Below are 25,634 nucleotides of genomic sequence, written 5' to 3' on the forward strand. Positions count from 1 at the left end.
TCATCATTTATTAACAAATTGGAAATCAATATATTTTTTCAATCCTTCTAATCCATCACTATCAGGATAGTCACGTTTAACATTCTGAATGAATTCTTCTATCGTATGACCATAATATTGCTGAATAATATCTGTATTATAACGAATTTCAAAATTCTGCCAGTTTTCAACTAGCAGCTTTGGATTTTCTTCCAACCCATAATATTCAGCAGACATTCCTAAAGGAGTATAAAAGTTGACACCATCCATCACACGGTTCGGTGCTTTGCTAGATATCTGGTTCTGAGCAATAGCCCCCCAATAACATTCCAGATTCAGATTTCTCTCCGACCAAGGATAAAGCAGACGTTCTGGTACATAATCACAATAACAAATATCACCATAGGACCCTGTACCTACCATGCTGTTGGTGAAATATGGAGGAAAATTCATAATACGAGTACGATGTTCCAGCACCCATCCAGCATGACCATTCCAAAAATCAGCAATCCAACGTTGTTTCCATATCTGCTCCAACCCACCAGTGATTCTGCTACGAGCAGCATAATTTCCCGGATAGGTACGCGGATTTAAAAAACTATCTCTACTCTTAGGATCACCTCGGTAAGTCTGTCCGCCGGATTCACCATAAATGTGAGCTCTGAAATACCCCCGGTATTCTCGTAAGCATTTTTCATCATCACTATCCGTCCCCCATTTGATTCCATTTTGGCTAATATAATCATCATATCCTGTAGCAATGCCATATTCTGCAAAAGAAGCTTGTATGCCATCATAATAATAGGCCTCTGCCGTTCTGGGAAGTGCAGCGATATTCAAATTCCATTCATTAATACGCAAGGAAACTTCGGCCAATAAAAAACAAGCGTCCGCCCAATTCATAAACGTGATAGTACCATCCTGTCTTAAAAAATCAGGATGAATCCATGCCCAGTTCTCTCCTTCATCCACTAACGGCATATAACTTTGTCCATGAGGATCTTTATAAGTAGAAGTAGTGGTTTCAGACAATCGCCCTACATACTGCGTCTGAGGAATAGCTTGAAATTCTTTATACACAGCATAAGGAATACGATAACGCACGTCCACCCGTTTTCCCGTTTCATCTTTCAATGTATCTGTTACGAAAAAACGCTTATCACCTTCTGCCCGCTTAGCATACTTCTGCAACCGCGGATCGTTGAAGGAACGCAAATAAAGATATAAATACTGCCCAATGGCTGGATGTTGAGAATAACCATTATTTGTATTCTCATCATGTCCACGTTGGATACGCAAATAATAATAGGAAGCATCTGAATTCAAATCCGTTCCCCATCGCCCCCTAGCTATATCAGCAACCGAAGAAATGAAGTAATTTCGATTTTTTGCATTCAAAGCCTCTTCTATTTGGCGTTTAGCGAACTGCCGCACCTGTTCGTCCTTTAAATTCATCATACGGACTGCAACTTCAAGGCGTAAGGTATTGGCAAATTTACGCCATTTTTCAATATCACTACTCTTGTCATTTTTCGGATAGAAAGGATCTACACTCAGTTTATCCGTTTCCACCTTCGTATTTGGATTAAACATGTTCACAGCCTTCTGCAAATCACGCAATACCTGCATATAGATTTTTTCTTCCGCATCATAATGATACTTATTCTTTTCAGTAACAGATAACGCTTCTTCCATAGGCAATGCCCCCCAAATAGAAACCAAATAAGAATAAATAAACGATTTCCAAGTGAGTACAATACCACCAACATTGTTATATTCCTCTCTTCCGACATAAGTGTCTTCCAACATTTTGAGATCTTTCAATATCTGTGTATAAAATGTAAACAAACGATCACCCGGATCATCGTTTTCGGAAAAACTTTTCGACATCCGGCAGTAATAGGACTGCCAGCAAAAATAGTCGTGATTGAGGCGTGCCATAGCATTCAGCGTCTTATAAACAGTGCCCGGAAATATAGCTTCAGGAGTCATATTATCAGAATAAATCTTGTCTGGGTCTTGATTGACTGAAGTAAAATCGTCCAGACAAGACGTAAAACCCAATCCCATCAGTACGATCAATATGCAATATGTAATCTTCATGTTTCTCATTAATTAAAAAGTTATTTTCAAGTTAAATCCATAAGAAGAAGAAGGAAGACTAAAACCATTTTCCAGTCCTAGTCCACTACCCAATGTAGTAGTAGCTTCTGGATCAATCCCTTTCGGAGTCTTTTGATAAAGAATTGCTAAATTACGACCTACTGCTGAAAGACGTGCCGATTGAAGGAAACCGCCTATCTTCTTCAGATATTTGGTCGGAACATTGTAACCAATGGACACTTCACGCAACTTGATGAACGAAGCGTCATAAATAAATAAAGCCCCCCGACCAGGATCATGACACCAATAGTTCATCGGATTGATATAAACTAGGGCAGATGTCCCATCCGATTTAAAAACTGCATTCGGAATGTAACTGCCTTTGATGCGATTGTCTCCATAAATAACATTGTTCGTTGAATTACTATGGGAAGAATTCAACAAGCCTTTTCGCTCTTCATTGTTCTCACGTAAGATAATATTACTGAATAAATAGGCATCACGCCCTTGCAATGATTCTACAGTGGCACCATTCTGTGCCCCCTGAAAAGCTGTACCTGACCAAATATGTCCACCGACCTTTATATCCAGTAACATAGAAGCTGAAAAATCACGCCATTTAACAGTATTCCGTAAACCACCAATCCATTTCGGTGATACATTACCCAAAAAGAAACCTTTCTGTTCATAAGGTGAACCGTTGGCATCTACATATACCTGCCCTAGTTCATTTGTCTCACGACCGCTAGTATAAATTGAACCGAAAGGTTGTCCCACCACCAAACGAATTTCTGCCACACGAGCTCCTTTAATAGACATATATTCTACATCATTTGTCAAAGAAAGTACTTTAGATTTGTTATTGGCATAATTAAAATCCACTTTCCACTCCCATTTACTTTTCGTACGCACAGGAACTACTCCTAATGTAATTTCTGTTCCCCAGTTACGAATTTTTCCGGCATTCACCACCTCTGACGTATAGCCGCTAAACCCGTCAAGTTCCGCCCCCACAATCTGATCACGTGTAATTTTATTATAATAAGTAAAGTCAAGGGTAATTCGATTATCCAAGAAACGCAAATCAAGCCCAGTTTCTACGGAAGTAGTACGTTCTGGTTTTAATTTGGGATTTCGCCTATTGTTATCACTTTCATAATAGGACATACTACCTAAATAATTACGACCGTATTTATAGCTGGATAACAATTGGTCAAAACCCGCATCATTTCCGACTTGGGCATAAGAAACTCTGAACTTCGCATACGAAAGATATTTTTTCGGAATCAGGTCCTTAAATGCCTCCGTGAAAATAAAACTCGTACCTGCTGAATAATAGAGATAAGAACGTTTGGAGGCAGGAAGAGACGATGACCAATCGTTACGTGCCGTCAAATCTATATAAATAAAATCTTTATACCCCACACTCGCTGTTCCAAATATACCTATTTTCTTTTTTGCTCGGTATATACTTCCAGTCTGAAGATAACCTCCAGAATTGGTCAGTGACTTAATATCCTGCTGAAATAATGCAGGCATCCGGACAAAACGCGACTTATAGTTGTAGTCTTGCATAGAAGTTCCCAGCGAAGTAGTGAGATTAAAACAATCCTTCCAACGCTTATTATAGGATAATAATGCTTCATAAGTATAATTGCGCATTGTTTCCCATCCTTCACGATAATCACCATCATAATCATTGGGAGAATACAAATTAGCAAAACTCCAGAAACTTTTTGAACTCTGTTCGATTGCTGCTCTCAAACGAAGTCGCAAATCTTTTGTAAATTCCGTTGTTACAGCAACATTTGCCAGCAAGCTGTTTTTCTTATCTCCATTGTCTCCTTCATTCAGCAACCAATAAGGATTCTTAAAGCCATTGTAAGTAGTAGGCCGCCCATCAGGACGTTTCCATGGAATCAACTCTGACAAAGACAAATCGCGGGGCATAGAGGTGATGATATTCAATGGATTGCTATCCGAACCATTTCGTGAACCACGATTGTGCCCTGATTCATGCATATAACTAGCATTTATATCAATATTCAAAAACTTTACCGGTTTGAAACCAAGATGAAAATTGACTAGATTACGATTCACCTTATTAAAATTCTCCATAATGTCATCTGCCTGAATATTCGTATAAGTCAAACGAGAACTAAAATTTTCTCCTCTTTTATCTACAGACACATTATTAGTCCATGTAGTAGCCACTTCATACATATTTAGAATATTCCCATCATTCGGTGAGTAAGTTTTCATATAACCATTGCGTCCTACCACATCAAAGCCAAGCATCGGTAGCCCCCAACTGTATTGATTATAACCTGAACCTGTCAACTGATTAATGCCCCATGGCAAATTGGGGTCATAGTCCAAATCCTTACCAGGAAGATTAGCATATCCACTTCTGAAAGCTGTATTTGTACCTACACCATACACATTTTGATAAATGGGATACTGGCTAAGTTTTGTAAATTGCAGGTTAGTGGAATATGTTATTCCCAAGCCTTTTTGATAATCTCCTTTTTTAGTAGTAATAATAATAGCTCCATTAGCTGCATCCGAACCATAAATAGCAGTAGCATTTGCCCCTTTCAGCACAACTATGCTTTCAATGGCATCAGGATTCAGACTGTTTGCAGCGTTACCATAGTCTATGCCAGAATCTTCTTCATCAAATCCGGACTCATTAATAATAGGTACACCATCAATTACAAAAAGTGGTTCATTATTACCAGTAATAGAATTTGTTCCACGCATACGAACCGAAGCCGAGCCAAAAGGACCATTAGAAATAACCTGCAATCCGGCAACTTTGCCCGAAAGCATATTTAAGAAATCTACATCACGAGATTCTGTCATGCTTTCAATATCCATCTTTTGAAAAGCAGTAGAAAGAGATTTCTCGTCACGCTTCATATTCATGCCAACTACAACCGTTTGTTCTAGCATGACTGTTTCTTCCTCCAATACTACATTCAATATGTTTCTTTCTCTCGTAACATTGAGTATTTTGGTTTTAAAGCCAATATAAGAAAACTTCAAAATCGCATTGTCTCTTATCTTTATTGAATAGTTTCCCTCTAGATCGGTAATAGTACTCTTATTCTGTTCATTTACATTCATCACAGTCACTCCAATCATCGGCTCACCCATTTGATCGGTAACTTTCCCTTTTAATATTCGATTTTGTGCATAAACATTGCAATTAGTTAAGAATAACAATGTTAAGAAAGTGATCAACAAACTTCTTATATTACGTTTCTTCCTCATAGTATTTTTTATTTTCAAAGTATTACTCGTCTATTTTATAGAGAAATCCACAACATTCTTAGATTGAGAATTAGGAACAACAGATAGTCGATACTGACCTGGTTGTATTTCCCAACAATGTTTAATTACATTCCAACGCTGTAATTTTTCAACAGGAATATCAAATGTAACCATTTTTGTTTCTCCTTTTTTTAAATGTACACGAGTAAAATCCAATAATTTTTGTTTTAATTGCTCGCCATTCCACTTATCTGATGATACATAACATTGTACAACTTCATCACCGTCATAAGCACCCTCATTCTTTATCATAATGGACAATTTGATTGTCCCTTTACGACCAATCTGTTTTTTCTGAAGTTGGGGAGGCGAATATCGATACTTTGTATAACTCAGCCCATAACCGAACGGAAACAATATATCTCCATTAAAATATTGATAACTACGTCCATTCTTGACATTGTAATCATCCAATGGCGGCAGTTGCTTTTCATCAGCATAGAAAGTAACGGGTGTCTTGCCTGACGGATTTACTTTTCCAAATAGAATATCCGATATAGCCTGTGCTTCTCCTTGTCCACCAATCCAAACATTTAGCAAAGCTTTTGCATAAGGTACAATCTCCCCCAACATCAAAGGAGCACTAGAGCCGAATAATACAATCGTATTCTTATTTGCCTGAGAAATACGCTTAACCATTGAAATTTGCTCCGGATTCATAGCCAAAGAAGTCCTATCACGTCCTTCCGCACCACTGTTATCCCGAATAAAAACAATAGCCACATCCGCATCTCTCGCCATTTTCTCTGGTGCAGCTGTACTCACATCCACAGGTGGACACCACAGAAAACGGAATTTATCCTTCTTATTCATATTTTCGCATTCTATTCTAATCTCATAGCTTTTATTGGCCACCAATGAGATAGCAGCAGAAACTTTACCTCTGTTCCCCGGACGATCAATAACCAATTTCTTATCAATATACAATTTCATGTCTCCTGTTCCCTCTAACGATAAAATATGTTCGCCAGTCTCTCCAGGTACCAACGAAGAGGTCCAATATGCAGAAAGCTTTCCAAATCTTCTCAGTTTTTCCGAGTCAACCGCCTTGAAATCAAGTGTTAAATCATGTTGTTCAAAAATAGGTTTCCCTTCAATCTTAGGTCTATTATAATAATATCCTGTCAAGCCTAATTTCCCTTCATATTCATATTTGGCAGGTCTCACCAAATTAGCTTCTGGAACCACTACGTTCTCATTACCATCACCCGCCCATAGAAATTTAATTTTATCTTGATACCCCTCTATAAGAGCATCCAAAAGGGTTGTATTTTGTTCTGAACGACCACTATAGTCACCATAATACACTTTTTTGAAAGCATCACCGATTAAAGCTACAGTTTTCAACTTTTCGGCATTCAAAGGAAGTACGTTCTCATTCTTTAATAATACAATAGATTTACACGCTGCTTCATACGCCAGTTGTCGGTGAGCTTCACACTCAACAATATTATTATTAGGGCGCTCATAGGGTGTCTTGGCTGCAGAAGAAGTCAGAATACCTAAACGTTTTCTTAATGTAAGGACTCTATTTAAAGCTATATCAATATCCTTTTCCTCAATCAAACCTCTATTTAACGCTTGCCTCAAAGCTTTTCCATATTCATCACGTAAAGCCATATCACACCCTGCTTGCAGAGCTGCGGCAGCCCCTTCAGCTCCATTGGCTTTATATTTATGTTTATTCGAGATATTACCTATAGCAGAACCATCAGACATAACAACACCTTCAAATCCCCATTCTTTACGTAATACATCTGTCAAAAGGAACTCATTGGCACAGCAAGGAACCCCATTGAGCGCATTATAAGCTCCCATAACCGAAGTAGCCTTACCCCGCATGACAGCCGCTTTGAAAGCTGGAAAATAATATTCCCGTAAAGACATTTCATCTACTTCTGCCGAGCCATCAACACGTCTATTCTCTTCATTATTCGCAACGAAATGTTTTGGTGTAGCAACTAATTTCAAATAATACGGATCGTCTCCTTGCAATCCTTGAACAAAAGCTACTCCCATTTCAGAGGTAAGAAGCGGATCCTCACTAAAACATTCTGACATACGCCCCCATCTCGGGTCACGAGCAATATTCAAAGTAGGAGAGAAATAAGTGAGTCCTTCATATCTGCCTGTAACTCCTTTTTTGTCCAATGCTTCATAATACTTAGCTCTAGCTTCATCTGAAATGACATTTGCAATACGCTTCATCAAATCAACATCCCACATACTCCCCATAGCTATAGGTTTTGGAAAAACCGTCGCCTTACCATTACGAGCGACTCCATGCAGACATTCATTCCACCAGTCATAAGAAGGAATATCCAAACGTTGTACTGCAGGAGCTTTCGCACACAAAAGATCTATTTTTTCACCTGTTTCCAACTTACTTATTATTTTTAAAATATCTGTATCTTTAGTTTGTTGCGCATTCACAAAACCACTCACAAAAATAAGAATGGAAACAAAGACCAGTAGCCTGAATATTCTTTTGACACTATTTGCATTCATGATAAAAGTATTTAGATTATATATGCAACCAACAATATCCTGTGTAACTGAAACAAATACCACCTCCTCTAAACGAGAAAAGTAACATAGCTTCAATCCTCAAAACAATCTTAAACCTTATTTTTAGACCTAATAACTATTTTATTTATTCATTTTCAAATAGAATTCATGTATTGACCACCAATTTCCATCAGCTATTCCAGTTTGAACAATTTTCACATACCTAGATTCAACTACCTTAGGAAGAGTTATAACCGTTTCCTTTCCTTCCGTACCTTTTCCGGTAACAATCGCTTCCCCCCAATTCTTTCCATCATTTGAAATATAGACCTCATAACCACGCGGATAATCCATGAGAGATTTCCCCTGGTTCAATTCTATAACATTAAACGATTGAGGAGTTCGCATATCAACCATAAACCATTCACCACCTTCTTGAAGGATTCCTGAAGCCCAACGGGAGCCTAAATTATTATCTATGGCTTTCTCTGGAGCTCGATTTTGGTCACGACTATTTGAAGCAGATACAACCCATCCAGTACGATCTAAATCAGAATAAATAACTTCATTTTCATTAATCACTTCCACAGCTTGTGCCATTTCCATAGTAAAAAGTGAACAAGCCACCAATCCTAAAATTTTTTTAATAATCATAATCCTAAAAAATTTAAATTAACAATTATATTAACAAACAATATACTATTCTAATATGTAAAGTTCTAACACACTTAAAAAATGTTTCGTTATATTCCCTCCCAGCTCATAGCTTCAAAACATGAATCCTATTAAGGAATGATTTGAAACGAAACACCTATAATATCACCTTATAAATATTTTCATTTTTTATAATTTATAAATTGCATTTTGCATTATCTATAGTATTTCGATTTTTCACAAATATCAAGACCTGATCTAAAAATAGACTATATATAAGCTAAATATAAACTAAAAGATAAGCAAACAGAAAAAATTATTAATTTATTTATTGTCTATCTCATTATTTGCCTACCAAAGAAAGAAATTATAACGACATGCTACCTTTCATCTATGCAGAAAAAGTAAAATACCCCAATGTCAACCATACTATCCTGTCACTCCCAATTCAAGGTCCAGCCTAAGTCTTATGATTATCAAATTTCATATATTAGAAAGAAGTATTAAGCCCATCTATTTTTTTGCTTTACAATTCTCAATAAAATGATGGTATATACTAATCATCAAGTTAAATCCATACACCAACAAGTACACTAATCAAATAGCACGAAGACCGAGATCTCTATTTAGTTAAAAATAAATAATAAAAAAGGGAAAAAGGGCTATATCAATATATTTAGCAAATATTTAGTTCTAATTTATACAAAAATTAGACTTACAGTTTATCTATGCAAAAAAATAATCTATAAAAGTGTATAGTAAATGAAAAGAATTTTATTATTAGTAATGCTGCTTACCATGATAATGGGCAGCAATGTCGCAAGTCAAAGTAGATACACGATATCTTTGAACGGTGACGAATGGAAACTATGGATGGACAAAAAAGCAATGTGGCGTAATGATAAGTTATTCTTGCCTACCGAAACAAAAGATCTGTCGAATTTACCTGTGAATCAGCCTACAGGAGGTTGGAGCGTGCTCTGCGATACATCTACAGGCGTTAACGTGCAAGTACCAGGCACAGTGGAAGAATATCTCACCAAGACCAAAAGTCCGAAACCCGAGGATACGGAGGGTGTAAGTTGGTGGTGGCGTAAAATCAAGATACCCATTGACATGAAAGGACGACAGATCCGTCTTTATTTTGGTTCAGTGCGTATGCGTGCTGAAGTATACCTTGATGGTCGTTTAGTAGCATACGACATTGTGGGCGAATCCCCCTTCGACTTCGATATCACTAATGCTGTGAAGTTCGGAACAGAACAGACATTAGCTGTACGTGTGACCAATCCTGGGGGAAACTATGACAGCCAAGATTTCACCCGCATAAAATGGGGTAAATATGAAGTACCTACCGGACGTGGTTTCAGTGGCCTGATAGGTGATGTACACATAGAGTGCCTTAATTCTGTGTATATTTCAGATGTATATATGCAAAATACACCAGAGGTAAAGAAAGTAAATGCTATCGTAACGTTATCGAATACCAAAGAACAGAATACCAAACACGATATAGACATCGTAGTGACAGAAAAGAATAGCCCAATGAAAGAAGTATTTCACACAACGATGAAAAACATTACCATAACTTCAGACAATCAAACTGTGAACATTCCCATAGAAATAAAGGACGCCAAACTATGGGATGTCAATATGCCTAATCTATATGTTTGCCACGTACAACTGAAAAACGGCAAAAACGTTGTCGATAACAATGAGCGTACCTTTGGCTTTCGGTGGTTTACCGCCGAAGGTATTGGCAAGGATGCCATACTGCGACTTAATGGACGACGCATAGTGCTACGTAGTGCCATTAGTTGGGGATACTTCCCTGCTACAGGTCTCTACTCGACTAAAGAAATGGCTAACCGACAGGTTAATATAGCTAAAGAAATGGGACTAAATATGCTCAACTTTCACCGAAGTATCGGAATGCCTGTGGTATTTGAGGCGGCAGACAGTCTTGGTCTACTCTATTATGAAGAACCAGGATCATTCAATGCCGCCAACAATAATACCTTTATACGCACCATAGCCAACGAAAAACTGCATCGTATGATTAAACGAGACCGCAGTCATCCAAGTCTGATAATATACAATCTCATAAACGAACTTCGTGGCTCGATCGCCGACGACAAAGAACTTACAGAGAAACGTATGAACGATATGAAGATAGCCCACGCACTTGACCCAAGCCGTATCATGACATTCACATCAGGATGGGCGAAAAAGGAAAATAGCGAAGAAGATTCAAAGGCGCATATGCGGCCATTTGACGATAAACTTTATCGTCGTGGATGGTTTGACGCTCACCGTGCTGGTGGTCCTGCTACATGGGAGCAGCGTTCATACAAAAGTCCGAAGGAGAACTTTATGTTCAGTGATAACCACACGGAAATATTTATGCGTGGCGAAGAAGGAGCCATATCCACTCCGCCACGAATAGAAAAGATCTACGAAGAAATAGTACGCACAGGCAAAAATGGATGGGATGGCTTGTTCTGGCGTGACCAATATCAAAAATTCAGTAATTATTTCAACGAGAAACGACTTGCTTCCTCTTTCGGTACAATAGATAATCTAACGCGAGCTATGGGAGATATCTCGCTCTATCACCAAGGCCGTCGTATTGAAGGACTTCGTATGCAGAATATCGGCGACGTATATGCAATAAACGGTTGGGAAGCCATGCCTTATGACAATCATTCAGGAGTAGTAGATATATACCGCAATCCGAAGGGCAATATTCAAACATTGGCGTATTACAATCAGCCACTCTACGTAGCTGTATCAACACGCAGTCAAATAGTACGTTGTCCTGGTACAGCCATTATCGACTTTTACATCGTAAATGAAAAGAACTTGAACGGTAATCATACCTTATGTATAAAAGTACTTTCTCCCGATGGACAAGAAGTGTTTAACAAAAAGGAACAAATAAATATAGTTGGCGGTGATACCTTCGGACAACTTCTTGTCGAAAACGTGAGCGTACCGATTAAGAAGAATGGTGGAATGTACCGTATTGAGGCAGAGATTATATCGTCAGACGGAAAGGTGTGCGCCATAGGGCGAGACGAAGTACTCGGCGTTGAATGGCAAGCCGAGGATATGGCCGGAATTGGAGCATATTATGGCATAGCAAATGATCCAATGGCAACTTTCTACAAAAAGAATACAGGTAAAGAATTGCCTCCACTCAGTAAGAAAAGTGGTAAACTCGACTGGATTGTAGTGAACCGTACACCGTTTGAGGAACCAGTAGATATCGCATCCAAATTTTTCATGGATAAGGATGGCAAATCAACATTACAAGTTACATGGTTCTCTGATTTCAATATGCGTAATAAGGTAGTAACAAATACAGTTGATAATATAAGCCATACGTTTAAAAACGGGGAACAACCAGATAAATCACTAAAAGCAAACAAACCGTACTCAGCAGTCTGGGAAGGAAAAATAATGCCGCAGCACACGGGAGAGTTTCAGTTCTTTGTAGAAACTAATCGTGGTGTACGACTTGAAGTAGACGGAAAAACAGTGTTAAACTTTTGGGATAATAAAAAGGAAATAGAAGAATATTGCACACTCAATCTAAAAGCAGGCATTCCCGTGAAGATAAAGGTGGAATACAGACAAAATCAACAAACAGGCAAGATGAAATTAAAATGGGCACAGCCCAATCCTGATGGTATATCAGCACAAGCCATCTTTGACCGTGCCCAAAATGACGGAACCACGATAATATTACTCAATAAGTCTGAGACATGGATGAAAAATGTGGCAGAATATACAGGGATAAAATATGATGGATATTTTACAATTGGTCGTCATTGGATTGGTGGTGTACACTTTGTGAAAAAGCACCCGTTATTCGAGGGACTACCCGTCGGTGACTCGATGAACTGGCCTTACCAAGCAGTAGTAAAAGACAGTGATCACCGCTTCGGACTATGTATTCATGGTGAGGATTTAGCTGCTGGAGCATACCGTAGTTGGCCGTTTAACCTTGGCACAGCAGTGGGTGTAATTCCCTGTGGAAAAGGGCGTATAGTATTCTCTACGTTGAATATCGTAAATGAATTAGACAATACCGATACGGCATCAGAAGTAGCACGCAAACTATTTTGCAACTATATAAAGTACTCAATCAAATAAATATTTTTCATGAGGGTGTCTGAAAAGGACATCCTCTTAAATTTTCTTATTTCAGGAATATCCACAAAGACTTCTTCATTTTTAACATATCTATATTCATTCAAGAAGTCTTCTTCACATCAATGCGCCAAAATTTCATTAAAAGAATATTTATAATCCACTCCTAATGAACTTTTATATTTTTTGCAAAACTCGTTATAAATATTCAAAGAAAGCCCTTTTTTACCTTGCTGATAATATATATAACATTTAGTCTGTAATGCTTCTTCACTCAAATAATCATGATAAAAAAGAATATCTGCCATTCTTAGTTTTCTCTCATCCGACAGGTCGGAACGTTTTAATTCTTGAGAAAGGAAATTAATAGTCAAATCAGAAAGTTCATTTTTCGAATCATCTGCCCAATCATTATCCATACCAGATAACACTCCCCGCAATAACAAAGTAACCAATAAGTCCGTATCTTCCAAAGTCCGACTATTATTATAGAGCAAATCAATCGCTTCCATATAATCGCAATGAGTATCACTGTCAAGTTGGATTTCCCACAAAGAATTATTATTTACTAACTTTACACCTACATTCTCTAACAAAAAACGGAGTCTACTAAGATAAGTATTCCTATTATTCCGCGCAGAAACCTCCATCTTATCTGACCACATTATCTGAATTATCTGTTGCCCCGATATACTTTTCGCTTTCTTTTTTGACCATAGTATGAGTAAAAAAAGAAGAGTTCTTAATGTTGGAGTAAAGTTAGATGTTATATCTTTACCCTCCCTATCTATCACCTGAAAGCACCCCATTAAATATATACAACTCTTTGTATAAGGTACTATTGAAACCTCGTCAAATATTTCCATTTCTGATTTTTCAGATACTAAATCCGTTTTCTTTTCGTTTACAACAAACTTATTGTCTATCTTTTCGCTCTTACTTTTCAGAGGCAACATTCTTTTCTTCCAATAACATCTACAAATAAGGATTACCACACATAAAAGAAATATAGAAAAAAATATCAAAATAGCCTGAACTTTAGTTTTTCCATCTTTCCTCACTATAGGAGGGAGAGTTTTAGTCAGCATCCGTAGAGAAGCGACAGGCTCACTCATCTCATAGACCAAAACAGTAGATTCACCATTTCCATTTGACAAAATAAAAACAGTATACATCATCTTTCGAAGCGAAGAGTAAAAAATATCACCGTAAATATATTCAGTCTTTAGAGGAGCATACATAGGATAAGACATATCTTCTATAAATGGAGAATCCAAATTAATCCTAATCATTTTCCCACCATAACGCTTGCATAATAAGTAAAAATATCCATTACCATTATATATCATGTGTTCACTAGGTATAAATTCTTCCTCTGTTGCATATTCCTGTCTCTCCCATAACTTTGTGACACAATAAGTTTTCAAATCTACAGCATAAAAGTCCTGAAAATTTCGCGGTTGAATCTCCTGATAGCCAGATACAGAACCATTACCACCAAAAATATAAAGAACATTGTCAACAATAGCTGTCGCAGGAGAATAACGCGGAGGTATCTCTTTCAATATTATTTTTTTCGGAATAATTTCAGGATGGTACGGATAGCTTATTGTTAATTCATTACTATATCTAAAATGACCATATCCCCCAAAACTGACAAGAGTACTATCTATCGAATTATAATTAACACTGTTATTCCACGCTTTATTATCTAATGTAGAGATTTCAGTCCCCCCCCATTTCAAAGTTTTAAAACAGAAAAAAGAATAAAGATTTTCATTTACATCATAAGACAGCAAGGTATCTAAACAAGAAATAAACATAAGTTGATTTGGAAAACGAGCCACACAATTTCCACCAACCGTTCTAAGACTATCTAAATAATGGGTATAATAATTATATTTATATAACATATTATCCCCCACTGTCATATAAAAAGTCTCCTTAGCTGAATCAAAAGCAATGGAAGGAAAATGATGAAATGTTTTTGTCAGTACAAGTTTCCACTTTAAGGTTTCATCTATAACCCATTTTGTATTTTTACCAATAGCTACTTGTCCTTGACATGAATCGTATGTTGTGTCATTATTATGACACTGTAGTTTATAATTACCTACTTCTTGACCACCACAAAGAAGACGAATATCTTTAATGCAAACCGATGCCACATAAGGTGTATATTGCCTCAATGGATAATAACCAAAAAATACTTGAGAGCCCTTCCCCTTATTAACAACTGAGGAAGTGAAGATGGTTTCACTTTTATCATATTTCACTTTTAATATTCCCTTCTTTGGATAAATGCTCAGCTCAACATCAGTCCATTTCTCCTTCTTTACAGAACAATTAATACGATGAGCTTCTCCCTCTGTTACTACCACAACAAAAAGTTGCCCATCACTTTCTCTACTGAACACCATTTCTATCACCTCTCCACGATCTGTTATCAACCGGCAAAAAGAACCAGTCATATAACGGTCAAATAACCATAACTGAAAAGTAATGGTAAACTCATCATTCCAATCAATGACTTCACCATTATTCAATGAAAGAGTAGTAAAATCTTTTTTAGGCAATGGATGAGATAATATCTCAAGCCCATAATCCAATTTCTGCCCATAACAAAAGGAAATAGATAAAAAAGATATTAATATGACAAATATGCTTTTTCCCATTATGAATTTCTATAGTATTTAATTTTCAATAACAAAAGTAATACATTAAATTATATACAAACCGACAATTTAACTTATTTATATATTTTTATTCAATAAAATGAACCATAATTTTATGCTTGGTTACATTCCCATATCACATAAATAAACTACTAAAGATTTTTTTAACAAGACCAAAGATTTGTTTTATATTTATTTTTATAATTCATCGATTTACTAACGAATTTAATATAAATCCGAACACCAGAGGGATCGGACTCACGAGGAGTCTTCTATCAGTTCCCGTCCCCCCGGAACCACCGGTGGAAGTACCGGACCATGAAAGGCAGGGCCGGGCAAGGAAAGTGACAGACCCGGAAGACTACCAAAGAAAGTTTCAGATTCCTGCTCCCAAGGTCGCAGAGTGGAAGACCGCATACATTGACGGAGACTGCACCGCCGGATCGCCATGCTTGGTCAGGGGCGGTGGTTGCAGCAGCATCTCCGGTTCTATCATCCGGCTGCTGGAACTCCATATGGAGGAACATAGTGAGGGTATCGTCCATAACCGTCAGACTAAGCTTACTTGAACCAAAATAATGTTAAAAGCATTCCGTTTGGAGCTTTTTTTACCCCATTTCTTTCGGGAATAGAGTTTAATTTCGTATCTTTTAACATGACAAAGAACTATTGAGTTTTTTCGATTAAGGCGAAGTGGCAAATGACTATACTTTGGGCATTTCGCCTTTTAACACCAAAGTTAATCAATTCTACAATTCTGTGAAACGGATGAACAAATCAATATAGGATAACTTTTTGTTTTTCCTTTCAAGGCAATGGTTTGCCGACACCTTATCAATAAGTTTTCTAAAATTCTTATAAGCCTCTTTTTCTTCTTTTTTAATGACTATAGGTAAGATTCCAAAGTTATTCCATAATGTTTTCATACATTTATGTATACTTAAAAGCTTTTTATTTCTTTGTGATAGTACGCATTAAGTAAATTAGCCAATGCCAAACAAGTAAGTATCAATATTAGTTTTGCATAAAACATACATAGGAATCTGTACACCTTCATCGTTGATATTCGATGAATTCCATAAGTCGATTTCCATTGCTTAAAGATTAATTCTATCTGCCATCTGATATGATACAAATCTTGTATATCCTTGGCAGAAAGAATATAAGATGGTACATTAGTAATGAACTATATTGAATGGCGAGAGACTTTAACATACTATTAACATTTGCCGTACTTGTTGACGGAAGTCGTGGTAAAGTTTTTTTTATCCATGAGGCGCCTCCTAAACAAGCAAAAGGCGGAGTTTCAGCAAAGGCTGCCCCGCTCGCTCCATTGTTTGTCCAGTGTGGCGCGGAGAGCGTATTGCTGGCAGGTTGCTCCTCAGCAGAGCCTGTTTCCTCTTCGGCTCTCCAAGAGGCAAAGTTAATAAAAAGTACCGGACTATATCATATCCTGTCAGTTCCCGATTGTTTTTTGGCTGACGAATCCATCCTCATAGGGCATACCGCTTTTGACGACGGAGAAAGCCTGTCTGAGAAGTTTGTTGGCAACGGCGACCATAGCGAGCCCCTGGTTTGCCTCGCTCGCGAAGTCGCGTGTATGTCTCTTTACATGCCGCGTTATACCTGCTTGCGGGCCATGCGGCAACGTAGAGAAGCCCGCGCAAGGAGGAATCACCGTTACGGTTGATGTGACCGCAGTAGTTGACCGATGTGCCCGACTGCTCGTAAGTAGACGCAAGTCTAAGATACCGGGAAAGCTGTTTGGAATTGTCAAAGTTGGAAAAACCGGCCGTGGCGGCAATCAGTGCCGTGGTCAAAGTGATTCCTATGCCTTTGACTGAGGTGGCAGTTTGAGCTGATGGTTGAACTCCTTTTCCGTAACATCTGCCAATTCCTTTTCAAGATTGGAGATCTGCTTCTCCAGAGAGGTGATTACGGACGACACGGCTCCCTTGGCAGACTTGTCGACAACCGGCAGAACATCAAGCGAGTGAGCGAGGTTCTTTGTGGCGACGAGTTGTTTCTTGCACTGTCGCAGGACGGTGCGCTTCTGTTTGGGGAGCATAAGAGCCTCCGAGGGGATTTTGTACAGCTCCGGCTGCATCCGCTCTCCGTAAAGGGCTATGAGCCTCGCGTCTGCACGGTCTGTCTTGGTCACCGTGAGCATGGCCTTGGCGAAGTTCTTTATCTTCAATGGATTTTCCATGCTGACCGTTATTCCGGCTTTGGAAAGCAGATAGAGAAGCAATGTGCTGTAGGGCCCTGTGGCCTCCATGACGCAGTGGCACTCCGCCGAAAGTGTGCGGATGAATTTGCGGATATCCGCGGTCGTGTTGCGGAAATCACTGACGGCACTCCACCTGTCGGGAGAATAGGCGACGGTGAACATAGCTTTGCTGATGTCGATTCCGATGTATCTCATAATCTCGCAATTTATAAGAATCACCGTTACATCTCAGACCTCCATTGCAAAATGCGGGGTCAGGAAACTGCCCAAATGAACTATCCGGTCTCGGATGTAAAAGCACGGGGACACAACATTTCTTCCTGTCTCGACGGACGAATGAACAATCTGCCTTATTCCGTGCTTGTGGTGGCTCTTGTGTTGATTACAAATTTAACAACTCGTTAATAATCGTACAAATTTAAGAAATATACAATGAACAAATTAAGTTTGAAGAGCAACTTGGAGTTCTCACTGATATTGTCCTTTCTCCTCTGATTAGCCTTTTTCTGTTTATTCATACGTTGGTTGTAAGCCTTTTCTGAAGCAAGACTGATATCATTATCCTTTCCTTATTTCCGATATATACAATCATTTCCAAGTAAGGGATAGAATACCTTCTCATATATTCTTTTGAAATTAATATCTTCTCCATGAAAGTCAAAGACAGACAAGGAAAGCATTAAACGATAAATAAAAAAGCTTTTCTTTGCTTTATCCCTTCAAGTACAGTAAGACTACAATACCCCAGATCTCGAATAATCAAATCACCGGCTCGGCTCCAATGCAATCAAAACTTTCTTTGGCATCTGTTATATCATTACGATTGCCATCGGTCAAAACCAACTCTACGATAGATGAACTTTTAATATCATACTCATGGATACTTATGCCGGCTTTGGAAATATTGACGTTGCCACCTGTTCCCCGATAGTACGCTTTCAGAAAATCAGGCAATATGAATTTAGTGGAGTCTTTTATTCTTACTCTCTCAAAATGTGACAAATAGGATTTTCCCAGAGGAATAGATATGTAATTAGCAACTAAATGCGACAAGATTGACTTTACAAAAGATTGGGCCGATGCATTGAACCGCTCATCTATCGATTGCTTCGAAACATAAACTCCAAAAGTCTCAAACGAGTAAGCACCCGTTTGAGACAATGAGTATTTCCCTGTATTCAATGAAGCGCAGTACAGCAACATATCAATAAATATGCTGGGGGTGATTCGGGATTTTCTCCTTTTAAAACCACTTTCCTTTGCGCATTTTTCCAATAACTCATCTGTCAGACTTGAACGAAGGACATTAAAATTTAAAACAATTTCAGAAGTATATTCCTGTAGCCCACAGACGCTTGAAATCCTCATAAATCTTGGCACATAGTTTACCCACACCATGAAGTCCTTTGCAACTGTAGGCCCTGTAGCCGGGAGGTGTTTTTACATTTTGAAATTCCCCTTTCAGCACTTGAGGCTTTTGATATTGATCAACACCATATTCGTTGCAATATGCACGAAACGAACCAGGCTGCTTGCCTTCAGCACATAGCTGCATGAAAGACGTGAAAATCAGTCTGTAAAGTTCAACTTTATCCATAATTCAAATTTCACGGCAAAGTTAAAATAATACAGGCCGGCTTCAATAGGTTATCACGGACGGTTGTACCGTATTATCTTGGATTTATACCGTCATTTTTTAAGTAGAAGAGATACAGGAGGACCTTTTCAGCGCTCTCTAATATCCGTCAGCCCTATTTTTATCTGTAATACACTTACTATCAGTGTTTATTATTTCTTGTTTTTTGTTTTTCCTAATAAAACGAGGCAGGGTTATCGGAGCTAAAATGTATCGGTATGCTTTCAGATTTACTATAAAAAAAGAACCAACAAATAACGCCGATCCTCAATAAAAGTTTTCAATTGATTTGTTGCACTCAAATATATTGACTATTTTGGTGATAGAGATATTTGAAATTATGTAGAGAAACGCAATATACAGCAGGACTTTTGCTACCAATATATTACCTCCTACTTTTTGATTTAGTCCTTACTTTTTGATTTTCAAAAAGATAAAATCAATCACCTAGTTTTATACCAAAAACATTTTTATTTCAGACAGAGACATAATAAAATTATTGTAAAATATCAATTGTTAAATGACTACATTATATTTTTTAACATAATTTATTATTGAAAATCACTGTCCTACTTGAGACTATTTTTTTCAAATTAAAACCCATCATTAGTTTACAAATCATACATCATTTTTTACTGTTTACAAAATTCTTTCATTAGCTCTATACCTCTCCATATCGTCAGATCAATCTGCGTTTATATGAATGAAAATAGTTCTGTTTGGAACAAATTGTTCATTAAACGATTTTCATTCCTTTCATAGTTTTAGAATATTAATCATTTCCTATCAACAAACTTCCTATTTGCTTAAGCCAACGCAAAGTGAAAACCCACACTAAAAATTATTGCCATTCCCAATAATCCCCAAAATGCAAATAAAAAAAATTACTGCATTCTATATCAAGCAAAACGTTTTCGTTTTGCAGAACACTATTTCTAGCATACTATCCTCAAGCATTTTAACACAATGTTTAAGGCATATTACATTCAAATAGCTTTCAAGTTTTCACCTAGCCTTCACAAGACAACTAACACATAAACATATACACATTTTTATTTTATCTATTTTGTCTAGCATTTAATGCCTAGTAATATCATTGTTGCTACAATCTCTCTCAAATCAAATATTATAAGCACAATTATTCCCTATAACAAAGATAAACCAAAAACGTCTTATCTCCACGTTCTGGCTTACGTTTTTCAAAGAAGTTTTCTTCGCGACTTCGTCGGAGAAAATTCCTTTGAAAAAAACGCTCCGACCACGTTTTTGATTTAATGGAAGGATTATAGGGACTAACTGCGACCGACGTGACGCATAGATCACATTTCCACCATTCCCTTTCTTTTTACCAACATCTCTACAATATTACACAAACTAACTACACAGTTCCCAAAGTAAATTCATAATTAAAGAAAAACTGTCCCCAATAAAGACAGGGACTCCAGCTCCCTCTGTTCTACATAAATTTCTCTCACCTTATTAACCGGCCTGTGTATTTCTTTTCTTCCTTATTCCCTTTTTCCACCATCATCCTTTCCCTTTGATTGACATCTGCTGACATCTAACGACACGTGATGTCACCGTTTTGAGAATCAGCATTTTATTCAATTTCAGCCACTATTTTTGAGCTGTCAGACGAAAACATTAATCTCAAAATGATGGATCATGGCACAAGAAAAAGAAGTGAAAGAAAAACCGAAGCGGACGCGCAAAACGCAGAAATCCGCCAAAGAAAAGCCCTATGTGGAACAAATCAACGAACTACTGTTTGTCCACAACAAGGAGGACCCCAAAGCCGGTGTGCAAGCCGTCAGCGAAATTGACGGGGAAGGAAAGGTCAGGACGGTTCCTGCAGAAGAAAAGAACGAAAACTCCTTTCTGAAATTCGAGAAAAACTCCAGTATCCTCGAAAACTTCATCAGGAACTTCTGGAGCCAGCTCAAGGAACCGACACATTTCAGGCTCATACGAATGACCATCCATGATTACAAGCAGAACAGGCAGGCAATCAGGGATTTGTCACAAGGTAAGGAAACGGACGCAGTAAAAGAGTTCCTCAAACGCTACGAAATCCGGCCGAGAGAAAACAAGGAACAGAGTAAAAACGAAAAAGAAACAGAAACGATGGCAAAGAAACAAAAACAAAACCCGCAGGAACAGGTACCACAGCAGGCACCACAACCGACAGTTTCAACAGGACAACCACAGGAACAGCAGGCACCACGCTACCGTTATGACGAGAATATGGTAAACTGGGACGCACTGGAAAAGATGGGAGTCTCCAAAACTTCCCTCGAACAGCAGGGACTGCTGGATTCCATGCTGAAAGGATACAAAACCAACAAACTGGTTCCCCTGACACTGACGCTGACAGGTGCCAGGGTCAAACTGGACGCACGCCTCTCATTCATCACCATGCCGGACGGGCAAATCGGTCTGGGTATCCACGGCATCCGCAAGGAACCGGAGTTGGAAAGACCCTATTTCGGGCACATCTTCACGGAAGAGGACAAGAAGAACCTCCGTGAGACGGGAAACATGGGACGGGTAGCGGAACTGAACCTGAACGGGGGATCCTATACACCCTGTCTCATCTCCATTGACAAGAATACCAACGAGCTGGTTGCCGTACGGCAGGAAAACGTGTACATACCAAGTGAAGTGAAAGGCATCAGGCTGACAGCGGATGAAATAAACGCGCTGAAGGAAGGACAACCGGTATATGTGGACGGAATGACCTCAAAAAACGGAAAGCCGTTCGACGCCACACTCCAATACAGTGCGGAACGCAGGGGGCTGGAATTCATCTATCCGGAAAGCAAGGGGTTCAACCAGCAGAGTCTGGGAGGCGTACAGCTTTCACCCAACCAGATCAAAATGCTCAGCGAAGGACATACCATCCTTGTAGAGGACATGAAACGCACCGACGGAGCGATGTTCTCCTCTTTCGTCACGCTGGACAAGGTAACCGGCCGACCGCAATATACACGCCATAATCCGGAGAACGGGGAAATATACATCCCGAAGGAAATCTGCAACGTGCTACTGACTCCCGAGGACAAGGAGGCACTACGCAAGGGGCAACCCGTCTTCCTTGAAAACATGATCAACCGCAAGGGGGAAGAGTTCTCCTCCTTCGTCAAACTGGACATGAATACGGGCAGGCCGCAATACTCGCGTACACCGGACGGTTTCAGCGAGCGCCAGGTGCCGGTCGTTCCGGCGGAAGTATACGGACATGTATTCACGGCACAGGAACGGGCCAACCTGCAGGACGGAAAAGCCATACTCGTATCGGACCTGAAAAGCGCCAACAACAAGACATTCAGTTCCTACCTGAAAGTGAACGCAAATTCCGGACAGCTGCAATACTTTCAGGAAAATCCCGATATACGCCGCAATACGGCCCGGCGCGCCGCACAGGCGGACGACACGCAAAACCGGCAGCAGGAACAGAAGAAAGGAAGCAGACAGGCCGTATAAGAAGAATACAAAAAAGAATCATTAACCATTCATCAGAGAAAAAGACATGAATCAGAATGACAACCGGATATTCAGCAAGGAAGACATTGACTGGAAAGAACTGGAGACCATCGGTATCCACAAAGAAGAGCTGGAAAAAAGCGGGGACATGGAACTGCTCCTGCAAGGGGAGGAAACGGAAACCGTCCCATTGAAAATCCGCACTCCCGCACTCAGCATAACAATGGACGCCACCCTCAGGATCATGGTGGGAACGGACGGAAAACCGGTAATGGAAATCAACGGGATCAGTCCCGAAGCGGAAAACGAAGCCGGCGGATAATCCCTGACCCGTACAGACAGAATAAAAAGTATACACAATTTCCCCGTACCGGTTTTATTGCGAAGGTACGGGGAACATCAAATGGAAGAAGATTATGATTGCGATATTGACAGACAAGCCCAATGTGGGAAAAGAGATAGCAAGAATTCTGGGAGCACATACCAGAGAGGATGGATACATGAGCGGGAACGGGTACATAGTGACATGGACCTTCGGCAATATGCTTTCGCTGGCCATGCCGAAGGATTACGGGATGGACCGCCCGGAACGCGGGGACTTCCCGATAAATCCCGCCCCCTTCAGACTGATGGTAAAACACATCAAGACCGATACGGGATGGATACCGGACATCAACGCAGTCCTCCAGCTGAAAGTGATCGAGAAAGTATTCGCCGCCTGCGAGAGCATTATTGCGGCCACCGACGCCTCCCGGGAGGGAGAAATGGTGTTCAGATACCTTTACCAGTATTTGGAATGCAGGAAACCCTACCGTCGTCTATGGATCTCGTCACTTACGGACGAAGCCGTGCTGGAGGGAATGGGCAACCTCAGGCCCGGCAGCCTGTATGACCGCATGTTTCTGGCAGCGGACAGCCGCAACAAGGCGGACTGGGTACTGGGACTCAACGCCAGCTATGCCCTTTGCCAAGCGACCGGAACGGGAAACAACTCACTGGGACGGGTGCAGACGCCCGTACTGGCAGCCATAAGCAGCCGTTACCGTGAACGCGAGAACCACATTGCCACGGACACCTTTCCGATTTTTATCAGCCTGTGCAAAAGTAACACCCTGCTCAAAATGCGCTGTACGGAAGAATTCACAGACCGGGAGGCGGCCGCACAACTTTACAGCGACTGCAAACTGGCCGGACATGCACGCGTCACCGCTGTCAGCAGGCAGGTCAGGGAGATAGAGCCTCCAGCCCTCTACAACCTGACCGAACTCCAGAAAGACGCCAACAACTATTACGGAATGACTGCCGGAAAATCACTTGAAATCGCACAGAGACTTTATGAGAAGAAACTGATTTCCTATCCGCGAACTGCCGGACGTTTCCTTCCACGGGACGTTTACGACAAATTGCCCCGTATCATGGAAAAGATCCTGAACAGGAAGGAATTCCGACCGTATGTCAGAAGCATGGGGATCAACATATTCGACCTGCCGGACAAGGTTGTCGACGAAGGACAGGCGGCGGAACACCACGCCATCATCATTACCGATACATATCCGGAAGGATTAAACCGGGAGGAGATGCAGCTTTACATGATGATCATCGGACGGATGCTGGAAGCCTTCATGCCCGCATGCAGGGCGGAATACACCACTGTGGATGCCGTATGTGCCGCACGAAATTTCCGGTGTCATGCATGCCGCATCATTGAAAAGGGATGGTTCGGCATATTCGAAAGGGAAAGTGTCATTGCAGGAAGGGAATACGGCTTCTCCCCCATCCCACAACTCGAAAACGGGGAGACGGCCGCTGTTACCGGATGCAGCCTGATACACAGGAAGGACCTGCCCATATCCGCATATACCGACGCGGAACTGATCACCTACATGGACACTGCCGGACTGGGAACGGCGGCCACGCGTACAGGAATCCTGCAGACCCTGATTGACCGCAAATATGTACGTTATTCAGGCAAATACATCATCCCCACACGAAAGGGACTTTACATATATGAGACGGTACGGAACATGAAAATAGCGGGAGCCGCACTGACTTCGGGCTGGGAGGCGCAACTGGCACGAATGGAAAGGGGAAAGCTTACACAGGAAGAATTCATGAAGGGGGTACTCAAACTCTCAAGAGAGGTAACGGAAGATATCTTCCGGAAATGTGAAAGATAGAAGCTATATATAGGAACGGGAAATGCAGGCTGAAAAGTCTGCATTTTTTATTTGTCAGACATCTGTTATGCCGCTTTTAGGCGGCAAAGGTACCGGATTACCCCGTATTCGTGTCAAGGCAGCCCTGCGGGCCGGTCGGCTGAAAGAAAATCATCCTCGCTGCGCTCCGGTATTTTCTTTCGCCAAGCCTTGACACAAAAGGGTAATCCGGGAGACGAAGGCCTGTAAAATCGGGAAAACAGATCCCGAAGGGATAATCATACACTCATAAAAACAACAAGGACATGAAACAGAAATCCATCGCAAGCATCTGCAAGCCGGCGGTCACACTACTGGCAGCCGCAGCAATAATCCTGCTATGCCGCAAAGGCATAATCCGTATCTTGCTAAGGCTCCTCCCGTTCCTGGCGACAATTCTCGCCATTCTGATCCTTATCGGAATGATATTATAAACCCTTAAACAACAAATGAAATGGAAACAAAAAAATTCACCCCGTCAGTACCGGTCGCACCCGCACTGTGGCCGACAACGCGCAACATCAGACCTGCAAAGAGAAGATTTCCCAATACGGTCGATGAGCCCAGAAACATCGGGTATTATCTCAAGCCACTGCTTGACATCACGAAGCGACCGGACAGAGACGAAATTCTGAAGACATATCTCAAGGAAACCTATGTATAACAATAAAAAACAACCA

The 25,634-nt window shown here is 40.1% G+C and carries 16 protein-coding genes and 1 pseudogene; 7 read left to right on the forward strand and 10 right to left on the reverse strand.

The window, feature by feature from the left end; translation table 11 throughout:
• Positions 1–3 precede the first annotated feature (3 nt).
• The 4 genes from I2I04_RS18430 to I2I04_RS18445 all read right to left on the reverse strand — a co-directional run bounded on the left by I2I04_RS18430 (position 4) and on the right by I2I04_RS18445 (position 8,580).
• Positions 4–2,082, reverse strand: coding sequence for a SusD/RagB family nutrient-binding outer membrane lipoprotein (locus I2I04_RS18430; protein ID WP_195655611.1), 2,079 nt, complete (start codon positions 2,080–2,082; stop codon positions 4–6).
• A 12-nt stretch (positions 2,083–2,094) separates the two neighbouring features.
• Positions 2,095–5,358 carry a SusC/RagA family TonB-linked outer membrane protein gene (locus I2I04_RS18435; RefSeq protein ID WP_195655612.1) on the reverse strand — a complete coding sequence of 1,088 codons (3,264 nt, stop codon included), beginning with the start codon at positions 5,356–5,358 and terminating at the stop codon, positions 2,095–2,097.
• A 30-nt stretch (positions 5,359–5,388) separates the two neighbouring features.
• Positions 5,389–7,926 (reverse strand): beta-glucosidase, encoded by a 2,538-nt coding sequence (locus I2I04_RS18440; protein WP_195655613.1) that lies wholly within the window; start codon positions 7,924–7,926, stop codon positions 5,389–5,391.
• 141 nt (positions 7,927–8,067) lie between these two features.
• Positions 8,068–8,580, reverse strand: coding sequence for a discoidin domain-containing protein (locus I2I04_RS18445; protein WP_195655614.1), 513 nt, complete (start codon positions 8,578–8,580; stop codon positions 8,068–8,070).
• A 762-nt stretch (positions 8,581–9,342) separates the two neighbouring features.
• Here I2I04_RS18445 and I2I04_RS18450 point away from each other — a divergent pair.
• Positions 9,343–12,738 carry a PA14 domain-containing protein gene (locus I2I04_RS18450; protein ID WP_195655615.1) on the forward strand — a complete coding sequence of 1,132 codons (3,396 nt, stop codon included), beginning with the start codon at positions 9,343–9,345 and terminating at the stop codon, positions 12,736–12,738.
• A 119-nt stretch (positions 12,739–12,857) separates the two neighbouring features.
• Here the strand turns inward: I2I04_RS18450 and I2I04_RS18455 are convergent, their stop codons facing one another.
• Positions 12,858–15,410 (reverse strand): hypothetical protein, encoded by a 2,553-nt coding sequence (locus I2I04_RS18455; protein ID WP_195655616.1) that lies wholly within the window; start codon positions 15,408–15,410, stop codon positions 12,858–12,860.
• A 200-nt stretch (positions 15,411–15,610) separates the two neighbouring features.
• Between I2I04_RS18455 and I2I04_RS23550 the strand changes: the two are divergent.
• Positions 15,611–15,949, forward strand: a pseudogene (locus I2I04_RS23550) (hypothetical protein); the annotation flags it as partial.
• Between the two features lie 401 nt (positions 15,950–16,350).
• On the opposite strand, the gene I2I04_RS23685 reads toward I2I04_RS23550, so the two are convergent.
• The 3 genes from I2I04_RS23685 to I2I04_RS23560 form a co-directional block, all read right to left on the reverse strand.
• Positions 16,351–16,593 (reverse strand): transposase, encoded by a 243-nt coding sequence (locus I2I04_RS23685; protein ID WP_195655631.1) that lies wholly within the window; start codon positions 16,591–16,593, stop codon positions 16,351–16,353.
• Positions 16,594–16,903: 310 nt separating this feature from the next.
• Positions 16,904–17,230 (reverse strand): transposase, encoded by a 327-nt coding sequence (locus I2I04_RS23555; RefSeq protein ID WP_317192949.1) that lies wholly within the window; start codon positions 17,228–17,230, stop codon positions 16,904–16,906.
• Positions 17,231–17,238: 8 nt separating this feature from the next.
• On the reverse strand, positions 17,239–17,835 hold the full coding sequence (locus I2I04_RS23560) for an IS110 family transposase (RefSeq protein ID WP_317192950.1): 597 nt from the start codon (positions 17,833–17,835) through the stop codon (positions 17,239–17,241).
• Between the two features lie 75 nt (positions 17,836–17,910).
• Between I2I04_RS23560 and I2I04_RS23430 the strand changes: the two genes are divergently transcribed.
• The gene (locus tag I2I04_RS23430) at positions 17,911–18,045 is read left to right on the forward strand and encodes a hypothetical protein (protein WP_255553103.1); all 135 of its coding nucleotides are present in this window, start codon (positions 17,911–17,913) and stop codon (positions 18,043–18,045) included.
• Between the two features lie 354 nt (positions 18,046–18,399).
• On the opposite strand, the gene I2I04_RS18470 is transcribed toward I2I04_RS23430, so the two are convergent.
• Both I2I04_RS18470 and I2I04_RS18475 read right to left on the reverse strand, forming a co-directional pair.
• Entirely contained in the window at positions 18,400–19,008 is a 609-nt protein-coding gene (locus I2I04_RS18470) for a hypothetical protein (protein ID WP_195655617.1), read from the reverse strand.
• Positions 18,965–19,237: a hypothetical protein gene (locus I2I04_RS18475; RefSeq protein ID WP_195655618.1), complete on the reverse strand. Its 273-nt coding sequence runs from the start codon at positions 19,235–19,237 to the stop codon at positions 18,965–18,967. The genes I2I04_RS18470 and I2I04_RS18475 overlap by 44 nt, the downstream gene beginning before the upstream one ends.
• A gap of 1,704 nt (positions 19,238–20,941) precedes the next feature.
• Here I2I04_RS18475 and I2I04_RS18480 point away from each other — a divergent pair.
• The 4 genes from I2I04_RS18480 to I2I04_RS18495 all read left to right on the forward strand — a co-directional run bounded on the left by I2I04_RS18480 (position 20,942) and on the right by I2I04_RS18495 (position 25,618).
• Positions 20,942–22,759 (forward strand): DUF3945 domain-containing protein, encoded by a 1,818-nt coding sequence (locus tag I2I04_RS18480; protein ID WP_074911474.1) that lies wholly within the window; start codon positions 20,942–20,944, stop codon positions 22,757–22,759.
• Positions 22,760–22,805: 46 nt separating this feature from the next.
• Positions 22,806–23,081, forward strand: coding sequence for a DUF4099 domain-containing protein (locus I2I04_RS18485; RefSeq protein ID WP_195655619.1), 276 nt, complete (start codon positions 22,806–22,808; stop codon positions 23,079–23,081).
• A 94-nt stretch (positions 23,082–23,175) separates the two neighbouring features.
• Entirely contained in the window at positions 23,176–24,936 is a 1,761-nt protein-coding gene (locus I2I04_RS18490) for a DNA topoisomerase (protein WP_195655620.1), read from the forward strand.
• Positions 24,937–25,408: 472 nt separating this feature from the next.
• On the forward strand, positions 25,409–25,618 hold the full coding sequence (locus I2I04_RS18495) for a hypothetical protein (RefSeq protein ID WP_195655621.1): 210 nt from the start codon (positions 25,409–25,411) through the stop codon (positions 25,616–25,618).
• The last annotated feature ends 16 nt before the right edge of the window (positions 25,619–25,634 follow it).

The sequence above is a fragment of the Bacteroides sp. 1001136B_160425_E2 genome, assembly GCF_015559655.1.
GTDB lineage: Bacteria > Bacteroidota > Bacteroidia > Bacteroidales > Bacteroidaceae > Bacteroides > Bacteroides luhongzhouii.